Genomic DNA, 8,020 nt, shown 5'->3' on the forward strand with positions numbered 1-8,020 from the left:
CTCTGTTGAAGATCTACGTGGCTGGTTTACTCATTGCTGTTATTGTACCTCAGTAGACTAGAAAATGCTCTAGCAATCGAAGGTATTGTCAATTTAACTTGAGGGAAGAGGTAGAATACAGAATTACGCCTTGATTGTTCTTGTTGGGTTCATGTATTCTCGTCACCGCTTTCCCGCCGAAATCATCAGTTACTGTGTTTGGCTCTACTACACCTTCCCACTCAGCTATCGGGATATCAAGAAAATGATGCTGTACCGTGGGATTGAGGTAACCTACGAGTCGATTCGGGAATGGTGTGAGAAATTTGGGCAGCAATACGCGAATCAACTGCGGCGCAAACGTCCTTACCTAGCTGATAAATGGCATCTGGATGAGGTGGTAGTCACGATCGAAGGACAGCAATATTATCTGTGGCGGGCAGTGGATGCGGAAGGGAACGTGCTGGATGTCCTGCTGCAACGACATCGAGATACAAGGGCGGCACATCGATTCTTCCGCAAACTCTTGAAGAAACAAGGCTTCGTACCCCGCGTAATTGTGACCGACCAACTCAAGAGTTACGCAGCGGCAAAGAAACAAGTGCTCAAGAGCGTGGAGCATCGACAGCATAAAGGATTAAACAACCTTTGTGAAAACTCTCATCAGCCTACAAGAGTGCGAGAGCGACGGATGCGGCGATTTAAATCCCCAGGGCAAACGCAACGATTTCTCTCTGCCTTTGGACCAATTCGAGACCACTTTCACCCAAAACAACACAACCCTTTTCCTGACTACTTAAGCATGATTAAGATTGAAACTATGATAAATCAAGTGCTTGGGCTTAACAAGCGTGCCATTCCAGCTAAATTATTTGCCCAATTGCGCTCGCGATGACTATATCGCTCGACGCACCCAACGTTTGAAGCTTACCGCTAAGATCGGTTTAAATTTTCTCGCTATAAAACCGATTATTCAATTGCTGTTGCTATCGTTTTAGAAAATTTATAAAAATGGGAACGATCCATTCCCAAACTATTTGAACGGACAAAATGAATTCAATAAACATTCAAAATTGTTTCTCTTGACAAAGAAGCCAACAATGTTTTAAAGAATTTATAAATGCACGCGTTTCTAACTCCTCTAGAAGAAGGTTGTTGTTCTGGTTAGAGAACTATTAGAAGGTTTACGAACCCGAAAACAGAGCCAAGAAGCGGCAGTCACCGCAAATTTTGCAATGCACCTCTCCAGAAGATACGTATTTGAAGTTTCAGCTCTCACCCTTCCTTAATCCAAGAATACTTTATCCAGCATGATCGACCGACAACTCACAACCTCAATTAAGATTGGAATGGTTTTGTTCCCAAATTTGACGCAATTAAATTTCGCCGGACCCTATGAAGTCTTTTCTCGTCTACCGAATGCTTTGGTCTATTTATTAGCTCCAACTCGCGATCCGATTTACTCTGAATCTGGTCTGACTCTCTTGCCTAATACAAGCTTCTCGCTTTCGCCAACTCTAGATGTGTTATTCGTTCCTGGTGGTCTGGGTGTCAATACCAAACTGAAAGATGATGAATTTCTCCAGTTCTTGAAAACTCAGGGCGATCGCGCTCGTTATGTGACCTCAGTTTCTACGGGTTCGCTATTGCTAGCCGCCGCAGGTTTACTTCAAGGATATCGCGCTACAACCGATCGGGATTCTATGCAATTGTTAACGATGTTTGGAATAGAAACAGTTGCACAACGAGTTGTTTGCGATCGCAATCGAATTACAGCTAGAGGGGCGGATGGAATTGATTTGGGATTGGTGTTAGCATCTGAGCTATTTGGAGAGGTAGTAGCTCAAGAGATTCAGTCATCAATGGAATACAATTTAGAAGCTCCGTTCACCAGTGGCTCTCTCACAACCAGTTAACCCTCTTGTTGTCAAAAGTGTACAAACTCAAAATCAACCTTTGTTAGAAATGCGAAGGCAAATTATTCAACGAATTACTGTTGAAAAGAAATTTTAAGAAATAATTTTGGTAATACGGTGATAAGTTCGCTAAATGCCAGAGCTCTAGTTGTCACGCTCGGAGTATCGTTAATACTGAAAGTGGAGCTTTGTTAACATAACCACTTGCTCGAAAGATACTATAAAAGTCTTTTTTATGGAAATAGCATCTAGCGAAAATATTCGACATTAGCATAGTGTTTCATCACTAATACGAGCCAAAATTCCAAATCGGCAGCGTTCGTGCTTCCTATGCTAATTAAGTATTTGTTTGGCTATATGTTGCTATATTTCAGCAATTTGGTTCTCTTTTGAAGTGTAAAAATGGTTCTTATAAAGCGGCGTTAAATAAATACTATTTATCTATTCTTGATGTGTACTAATCAATATCAAGCTTACGAACTAACTGAAATTAATTCTTCTTTTCCTGAATTATTTGAGGACACCTTTATCGAAAGTGGTTTTTTGTGGAGCAGCCAAGATTTAAAAGGATTTAATTGTAACAAAGCTAAAGTTACTTGTGAGATGCCAGTCTTTCCTATTCTTGAAATTGGCAGCTTAGAATCAGCAAAGAACGTTGCGGAAATTTCAAAAAAGTATTACGGAGTTGAGTATTTTTTGGCAAGCCCTTTAACTTGCGATGTTAAAGGTTATAAAGATAGTGAAAGCATTTACGTAGATCGTTATCATGTATTACCACACGGCGATCGCGTTGATCTTAATCCTAATTTTTATGACACGACTGATAATAAAAGGTCTAATTGTCTCGTAATAGTATATAACTGCGTATTTCATTGTTTTATTTTAGTCTGCTATCCTTCTATTAATTTTTTTCAGAAAATAGTCAAATCTTTTAAAGAATGGAAAAGAGCAATTAACTAGTAAGCCGATCTGTGTTTGCTCCAGTCATGTTTTGCAGTTCTCCAGGCAATTTCTAACTCGCTTGTTCTAAATGTAAGTAAGGAGTAGGCGGTGGGGAGTAGTAAAAATACAAATAACAAATGACCGATCGCGATCGCAAATGCGCCAGTCTTATTGGTATTTCACGAGGCATGAGGCGACGATCGCTTGACCTTATTAATCCAGCCCTGGCTAAGGTTCAACACCTGGGAATAGGACAAATCCCGATCTAGCACCAGATCGAAGACAAACGGCTTCACCCACTTAGGAAACCATCTATGCAGCAGCCTGCTCATCGTCAACCGTAAGAAAAACTCCAAGACTAACGTCTTGGTGCGTGGAAACGAATAGTTTGACAATTCTCCCAGCGCATGGGCATCAGGAACTCGTTGTTCGGAAAAGGCGGGTAACACCAGCTCCCAATCATCCTCGTACTGCTCTAACAACTGCCCAAAAATCAGTACGTCTTCCAATGAGGCATTACACCCCTGCCCAATCGACGGCGATACTGCATGAGCTGCATCCCCAATCAGCAAAATACTATCACCATCATGAAAACGAGCGCAACTTACGGTTAATACCCGTCCCACCGGACGATGCAAGAACGCTTCTGCCTCCTCCTGAGACATCAACTGCCCAAACAAGGGAAAGTTCTCTTGGAAAAACGTCAAAACCTCTTCTTTGGTAGATAAACTGGAAAGCGGATTTTCCTGGGCATCAAAAATAATTACCCCATTGAGCCGCTCTCCAGGCTGAGGCACCATCAGCATCCGCGTCTTATTATCCCGATTCCATCCATGAATCTTGTCATGCTCTAGCTCCAACCCTAAAGCTGGATTTAATCGGGAGAGAAACACCGACTTATATGCATCTGGTACGTAGTTTTGTTCGCACTGCAAACCGGCATCCTGAGCTAAATAGTCACGAACGTGCGATCGCGCCCCGTCTGCTGCAACAAGAGCGTCGTATGCAACAGCAAAAGCCTCACCCTGCCCCATCTGCAACGTCACGGTCTTGGCTCTCCTATCCACTTGGACGCACTGATAGCCAAACTTAACTAGGAGCTGTTCTGACGAGTAGGTTTGGGTTAAGTGCTGCAAGAGAATCATCACCAGGCGATTGCGATCGATCGTCAGCAGCGGGGTTGCACGCGAAATCTTACGAGCTTTGCCCTGCTTGCGATGCATTACCGATCCATTACAAAACACACCAGCTTGGGCGATTGCCTCCTCTAACCCAGCCAGAGCGCGAATTGCCTTTCTCCCCCGTTCCTGAAGCGAGATCGGAAACGTGCGGTCTTGCGATGCATCTACCACACGCGGATCGGAACGTCGCTCGTAAAGCTCAACGCAATACTTGCGCCGACGCAATAGATAATGAGCAAGTAACAATCCAGCCGGACCGGCTCCAATGATGACAACTTTTTGAAGCATAGGCTTTATCCATCACTCTGATTCATGAGAGTTCATATATACATTGAACAGTTATTGTCTAACGAGCAGGAGCGATCGCTCTTACTCATTTTTACTCCACCTTGAGGATCCATTAAAAAACCTCGACGTGCTGGAGTAACGGGAGCTTTCTCTTCTAATTTTAACTGAGAATTTAAGAGAATTGTTGCTAAAATTAGTTTCATTTCAAATAGGATAAACACTTGACCTAAACATTGACGAGAACCTCCTCCAAAGGGTAAAAATTCATAAGATGAGTATTTCCGATTAATAAACCTTTCTGGTTGGAATTTGAGTGGTTGAGGATATAAGTCTTCAAGGGCGATGAGTTAGGTAAATACAAGGTGTCACATATGTCCCAGAAGCAACGTGATATCCCCTTAAATTAACAGAGCGTACAGTCATTCTAGGAAAAGTGAAAAGAACTATAGGATAAATCCGCAAAGTCTCTTGACAAACTGCTGTTAGATAAGGAAGTTGAGCAATTCTCATCGGGTCGGGAGTATTTAAACCTTGCAACTCCTGCAACACTTTCTCATAGACTTCTGGTTGTTGATGAATCCAGTACAAAGCCCAAGCGATCGCAGTAGCAGTAGTTTCGTGACCAGCATTGAGTAAAGTTAAGAGATTATCTCTTAATTCGGCATCACTCATAGCCTCTCCATCTTCATATTTTGCTTCCATTAGCAAACTTAGAATATCAAAACCACGCGATCGTACTTGTTGGCGACGCTCTAATATTTCCGCCATCAATTTTTCATCAATTTGTTGTCGCAAACGAAGATATTTTCCCCAAGGACTCCAGGAACCTAAATCCTTCTGCAAGGCTGGAAGCAATAAAACACTGACGCTGAGTGGTGAACTAGTCAAACCCAGCCAAGTTGTCATTAAATTTTTCAGTTTTTCAAACCTGAATTCATCAGCAATGCCAAAAACTACTTTTAAGATAATCTTCATGGTAATGTCTTCACTGAGATGACGAGCAATGAAGATTTCGCCTGGTTTGAGCTATCGGATCGCTTGTTGGGTAATCTCACAAATCTGTTGCCCGTAATTGAGCATCTGTTCGCCATGAAAAGGAGGCATCATTAGCTTTCGCTGACGCTGATGACGTTCTCCATCTTGTACAATTAATGAGTTTTCTCCAAGTTGAGGTTTGAAGATTTCATTAGCAGCACCTGGAGCATCAAGAATTTTATTTGTAGGATTAAATAACTCTTGAAGATCTTGGGGATGACTGACAACTAAAGTTTCTAGATCGCCAAAAGAATTAGTAAAAAACAGCTCTCCATAATTCTTGGCACACCGAGCCAAAAACTCCATTGGTTTTAGGGTTGATTCAATTTGTTGAATAAATTTAGGAGTTTTAAGTTTCTCAATTTGTTTAACTGTCATACTCTTCGCAACCAGATAATTATGTGATTTAAGTTAATTGATTTGATTTGGCTTTTTGTACATTGACTTTTACAACAGTCAGCTTTCAGTAATCAACTGTCTCGCTCGTGTAGCAAGCGAATGTGGCTATTAGGGGCGGCTCTTTTTCAGAAAATTTGAGAACGATCCATGCTCAAATCCTTACCTACCAAACTAGTTTTTGCAACCCAACCAGAAATTTTAAGTAATCCGCAGTTGCCTCCTCTGAATTTTCCATCAGCAGTAGATGTCCTGCCTTTGGTAATCGGACCGTTTGGCTTTCGGGAATACAGCGTTGCAGCCGCTCGGCTCCACTGATGTCGTAAATCTTGTCTTCTGTGCCCCAGATAGCAAGGGTGGGAAGCTGAGTCGATCGCCTCTGACAGAGAACCTTGTCGTACAGGTTCACGATATCCCAAATCTGTTGATAGTGACGGTTACGAGTATTGTAGTCGTTTACTCTCTCTGTTTTAACAGTATCAGGGATGGTGGGAGGCGTGACAAACAGCAGGCTAATTTCCAAGTCAAACTGTTCTTTGGTGATTGGAATAAAAGGGTTTATGCCGTCCAAGATGGAATTTCTGACGCTCGCAGCCCAATCGATCGCACCTAATGGCGCACCGATAAACGCAAGACTACGCACCTGTTGAGGGTAACGCTGGCTGTAAAGGGTGGCGATCGCTCCCCCCATCGAACTCCCTGCTACATCAAAGGAGCGAATGCCTAATTGATTCGTTAACTGGTGCAGCAGTTCAACCTGATTCTCTAGGGCATAGTCTCTCGTTGCGAATCCTGTGCTGTTGCCGTAGCCTGGTAGATCGGGAGCGATCGCCCGATAACCCGCCTTAGATAACTGACACATCATACTGTCCCACTGCTCTTTGCTGGCAAATAGTCCATGCAGCAGTAAGATCGGTTGTCCAGTGCCGACCTGATTGTAAGACAACGTTCCATTGCTAATAGGGACAGAATGGGTGGCGATCGCGCAGTCTGAAGCAGACGCTGGGCTGTTTACAGCGGCATACCCCATCAATCCACATAGTACCAGAATGACGAAGATCGACCGAAGAATGAGCTTTTTCATAGTTATTTTGGTCGTGTCCTACACAAGTGTGGAATAGATAGTAATGTCATTCCAATTCCAAGGACGATTGGTTAACTCTGCACGCCCACGCATCTAGCGTTAAAAATGCATTTAATCACAAATATTTAATCACAAATATTTATGCTCCCATAGTTGAATGCCGTGTATAGAATGATTAAGAGCTATAACTAACTATTGGAAGCATTTTGAGCATTTTTGGACATAACTGGGGCAGCAATGATAATATCTCTCAACAGTGGGATCTATTAGAAAAGCTAAGCATTGTCACAGGTACAACAAGTCATAGCGCCACAACTTCTAAGCCTAGATTCGATGGTTGGTCTTTATCAGAGCGCAATCCTGAAGCGATTAAAGCTTGGATGCCGCTCTGGAAATGGTTTTACCATAACTACTTCCGAGTCCAAACTGAAGGCTGGCATCACATACCATCAACTGGTAAGGTATTGCTCGTTGGCTCTCATAATGGCGGCTTGGCTTCACCAGATACATCAATGTTTCTGTATGACTGGTTTAGTCAATTTGGTTACGAACGATTAGCCTACGCCTTGATGCACACCTCGGCTTGGCAAACCCCGATTTTCGCTCGACCAGGTTCGCAAGTTGGGGCAATTATAGCTCATCCGAAAATGGCTCGTGCGGCACTTAAGCAGGATGCGGCACTACTTGTCTACCCAGGAGGAGCAGAAGATTTGTTTCGTCCCTACGGAATGCGAAATCGAATTCATCTGACAAACAATAAGGCATTTATTAAGTTAGCTCTAATCGAGTCAGCGCCGATCGTACCGCTGATTTCTTACGGCGCTCATGACACTCTAATTGTGCTAGCTGACCTTTACTCGCAGCTCAAGCAGATACAGGAGTGGGGTTTTCCCTGGTCGCTTGATGGGAATACAGGCGTGTTTCCGATCTTTCTGGGGCTACTTTGGGGTATAGGAATTGGACTAATTCCTAAGCTCTTTGACCAATTCAACAGGAATATCAAACCCGCTCGCACCAATCCGCAACCAGCTTTCAAGGGCGGTTCGATCCTTAACTCGAATGATTTCTAGCTGTTTGGGGCACGATCGACTCGGTAAGTTCGACAAATCAATCTCCATGGGTTCTTCCGAGTTTCTGGTGTAAAATGTATTTTTCAATACAGCTTAATCGATGAACTTCCATCTGGACTACTTGCTAAA

The 8,020-nt window shown here is 43.1% G+C and carries 7 protein-coding genes and 1 pseudogene; 4 read left to right on the top strand and 4 right to left on the bottom strand.

Annotated features, from left to right (window positions below):
* The first annotated feature begins 151 nt into the window (after nucleotides 1-151).
* The 3 genes from DSM107010_RS31440 (at nucleotide 152) to DSM107010_RS31450 (ending at nucleotide 2,855) form a co-directional block, all read left to right on the top strand.
* On the top strand, nucleotides 152-874 hold the full coding sequence (locus DSM107010_RS31440; RefSeq protein ID WP_127024832.1) for an IS6 family transposase: 723 nt from the start codon (nucleotides 152-154) through the stop codon (nucleotides 872-874).
* Nucleotides 875-1,328: 454 nt separating this feature from the next.
* On the top strand, nucleotides 1,329-1,895 hold the full coding sequence (locus DSM107010_RS31445) for a DJ-1/PfpI family protein (protein WP_199755865.1): 567 nt from the start codon (nucleotides 1,329-1,331) through the stop codon (nucleotides 1,893-1,895).
* Nucleotides 1,896-2,345: 450 nt separating this feature from the next.
* Complete coding sequence (locus tag DSM107010_RS31450) at nucleotides 2,346-2,855, top strand: hypothetical protein (RefSeq protein WP_106167756.1); 510 nt, start codon at nucleotides 2,346-2,348, stop codon at nucleotides 2,853-2,855.
* Nucleotides 2,856-3,016: 161 nt separating this feature from the next.
* On the opposite strand, the gene DSM107010_RS31455 is transcribed toward DSM107010_RS31450, so the two are convergent.
* The 4 genes and pseudogenes from DSM107010_RS31455 to DSM107010_RS31465 all read right to left on the bottom strand — a co-directional run bounded on the left by DSM107010_RS31455 (nucleotide 3,017) and on the right by DSM107010_RS31465 (nucleotide 6,821).
* Entirely contained in the window at nucleotides 3,017-4,306 is a 1,290-nt protein-coding gene (locus DSM107010_RS31455; protein WP_106167755.1) for an FAD-dependent oxidoreductase, read from the bottom strand.
* 32 nt (nucleotides 4,307-4,338) lie between these two features.
* Nucleotides 4,339-4,650, bottom strand: coding sequence for a cytochrome P450 (locus tag DSM107010_RS43295; RefSeq protein WP_199755878.1), 312 nt, complete (start codon nucleotides 4,648-4,650; stop codon nucleotides 4,339-4,341).
* Nucleotides 4,640-5,719: pseudogene (locus DSM107010_RS41645) on the bottom strand (cytochrome P450). The gene DSM107010_RS43295 and the pseudogene DSM107010_RS41645 overlap by 11 nt, the downstream one beginning before the upstream one ends.
* Nucleotides 5,720-5,903: 184 nt before the next feature.
* Complete coding sequence (locus tag DSM107010_RS31465; RefSeq protein ID WP_106167754.1) at nucleotides 5,904-6,821, bottom strand: alpha/beta fold hydrolase; 918 nt, start codon at nucleotides 6,819-6,821, stop codon at nucleotides 5,904-5,906.
* A 206-nt stretch (nucleotides 6,822-7,027) separates the two neighbouring features.
* Between DSM107010_RS31465 and DSM107010_RS31470 the strand changes: the two genes are divergently transcribed.
* Nucleotides 7,028-7,891: a lysophospholipid acyltransferase family protein gene (locus DSM107010_RS31470; protein WP_127024820.1), complete on the top strand. Its 864-nt coding sequence runs from the start codon at nucleotides 7,028-7,030 to the stop codon at nucleotides 7,889-7,891.
* Nucleotides 7,892-8,020: the final 129 nt, after the last annotated feature.

The organism is Chroococcidiopsis cubana SAG 39.79, assembly GCF_003991895.1.
Classification (GTDB): Bacteria; Cyanobacteriota; Cyanobacteriia; order Cyanobacteriales; family Chroococcidiopsidaceae; genus Chroococcidiopsis; species Chroococcidiopsis thermalis.

Excerpts from the sequence above, each read along its gene's own strand:
- DSM107010_RS31440 (WP_127024832.1), top strand. The coding sequence starts at position 152 with ATGTATTCTCGTCACCGCTTTCCCGCCGAAATCATCAGTTACTGTGTT.
- DSM107010_RS31445 (WP_199755865.1), top strand. The coding sequence starts at position 1,329 with ATGGTTTTGTTCCCAAATTTGACGCAATTAAATTTCGCCGGACCCTAT.
- DSM107010_RS31450 (WP_106167756.1), top strand. The coding sequence starts at position 2,346 with ATGTGTACTAATCAATATCAAGCTTACGAACTAACTGAAATTAATTCT.
- DSM107010_RS31455 (WP_106167755.1), bottom strand. The coding sequence starts at position 4,306 with ATGCTTCAAAAAGTTGTCATCATTGGAGCCGGTCCGGCTGGATTGTTA.
- DSM107010_RS31465 (WP_106167754.1), bottom strand. The coding sequence starts at position 6,821 with ATGAAAAAGCTCATTCTTCGGTCGATCTTCGTCATTCTGGTACTATGT.